This is a genomic window from Mesorhizobium sp. M0663, assembly GCF_040320585.1.
Classification (GTDB): domain Bacteria; phylum Pseudomonadota; class Alphaproteobacteria; order Rhizobiales; family Rhizobiaceae; genus Mesorhizobium.
The window spans coordinates 1-522 of sequence record NZ_JAMYPX010000122.1 but is presented as its reverse complement, the minus strand read 5'-3'; the positions used below and the strand labels follow the sequence as shown (position 1 = coordinate 522).

Genomic DNA, 522 nt, shown 5'->3' with positions numbered 1-522 from the left:
TTCAACAGATGGGGTGATTGGGGTCTCGCCCGAGCCAAGGTGCGGGCGGCTGCTCCTGTATGGATGTTACAACGTGGTCGCCTTGGAGCGCCACAAACATCGGGAAGGAGCAGCCGTGAAGTATTTTGCTGGATTAGACGTATCTTTGGAAGAGACCGCGATTTGCGTCGTCGATGAGAGCAGTCAGATCGTGAAGGAAACACGAGCGGCGAGCGAACCACAGGCCTTGTCCGATGCGTTGCGGAAGCTCGATCTGCCGCTGGAGCGCATCGGGCTTGAAGCGTGCTCGCTGACGGCCTGGCTTCACGATGGATTGTGCGCCGAAGGTCTGCCTGCGATCTGCATCGAGACGCGCCAAGCCAATGCGGCCATGAAGACGATGCCGAACAAGACCGATCGCAACGACGCCCGCGCGCTTGCGCAGATCATGCGCACGGGCTGGTATCGGCAGGTGCATGTCAAGAGCCGGCAATGCCGGCTGTGGCGTGCGCTGCTGGTTGCCCGCCGGACGGTGCTGAACGA

1 protein-coding gene is annotated in these 522 nt (G+C 61.1%); it reads left to right on the top strand.

Annotated features, from left to right (window positions below; genetic code table 11):
- Positions 1-115: 115 nt before the first annotated feature.
- On the top strand, positions 116-522 hold a 407-nt coding region (locus NKI54_RS36420), incomplete at its 3' end, for an IS110 family transposase (RefSeq protein ID WP_352694691.1).